Here is a 269-nt window from a genome sequence, read left to right on the forward strand (position 1 = left end):
AGGGAAAAAGACCAAGAGCTAGGCGTGACGCCCGAGAAAGACACGTGGCCAACTCAGACTCGCCCGAGGCGACATGCAAGTGATTGCGAACTCTACTTGTCAATGCCGGGTGTAGTAGCAGCGGCTGCGACGCGCTTGCGGCCGCGGGTCGCTGGGGCGGGACGCCATGCGGCCAGGTCGGCGATCGCGACGCCGGAACGCTCGGCGAGCGAGGTGAGCTGTCCGGCGAGGTAGTCGGCCCAGTCGATTCCGGAGTGGGCGTCCATGCC

The sequence above is a fragment of the Dietzia sp. B44 genome (assembly GCF_014145245.1).
Classification (GTDB): Bacteria; Actinomycetota; Actinomycetes; order Mycobacteriales; family Mycobacteriaceae; genus Dietzia; species Dietzia natronolimnaea.